This window comes from Vibrio sp. 1562 (assembly GCF_033340155.1).
Taxonomy (GTDB): Bacteria; Pseudomonadota; Gammaproteobacteria; order Enterobacterales; family Vibrionaceae; genus Vibrio; species Vibrio alginolyticus.
The window spans coordinates 1-748 of sequence record NZ_JAWOVY010000275.1; the positions used below are offsets into that span (position 1 = coordinate 1).

The 748-nt window shown below is 43.6% G+C and carries 1 protein-coding gene and 1 pseudogene; both read right to left on the reverse strand.

The features are described 5' to 3' along the window. Nucleotides 1-214, reverse strand: a pseudogene (locus R7Z49_RS24630) (adenylate cyclase); the annotation flags it as partial. A gap of 87 nt (nt 215-301) precedes the next feature. Next, nucleotides 302-736, reverse strand: a complete 435-nt coding sequence (locus R7Z49_RS24635) for a DUF962 domain-containing protein (protein ID WP_318112319.1) — start codon at nt 734-736, stop codon at nt 302-304. Nucleotides 737-748: the final 12 nt, after the last annotated feature.

Consider the following 748-nt stretch of genomic DNA (forward strand, 5'->3'; position numbering starts at 1 on the left):
TGCCGGCAGGCTGAATTTCTCTGAGCACTAAACTCTTGCCCTGCTGAGTAAGCGTGCGTTGTGGGGTATCGTAAAACCAATCTGACTCTTGGTTGTTTTCGAACATGACTTCATGCTCAATCTGTTTGAGCATGTTTAAAAATGCATCATGATTTTTTACTCGATACTTTAACTCAACTTCAAACTGCCCTTGGAAATGCGCGTCACTCACCACTCGCCTCTACTACATAAACGTCGAAAGGAGCCGAATACTACACTCAAAATCGTAATCGTGTTGTGGCAATACACTCAGCTTGCGCATTTAGTGCTTTCGAAACACCCAGATTGGGCCGATTAATAAGAACTGTAGGTCCTCAAAAAAGGATGGCTTTTTGCCCTCGATTTTGTGCCCAATGAACTGAAGAATCCACAAAGCGCCAAACAACAGCATAGAAATGTGTAAGACGGGTAGCCGTAGAATCTCCAACGACCAAATCAAACCAATGCACGCTAACGTGTAACCGAGCATCATCATGAACACACTGAGAGATAAACGGAAGTAAAAGACCCAAACAGGAATGACAGCGAACCAAACCCAGTTGAGCTGAAAACCTAAGATTGAAAGTTGAGGAATGGACCAAATAAGCCCTACCACAGAAAGATAAATACCCGGTACGGCAACTTTGTGAATTTTTTGATTGATTGGGTTTTGATGGCTTTCACCGTAGGCTTCTAACCAGTCAGATAGTGCTCGCATACCACTTCCCTT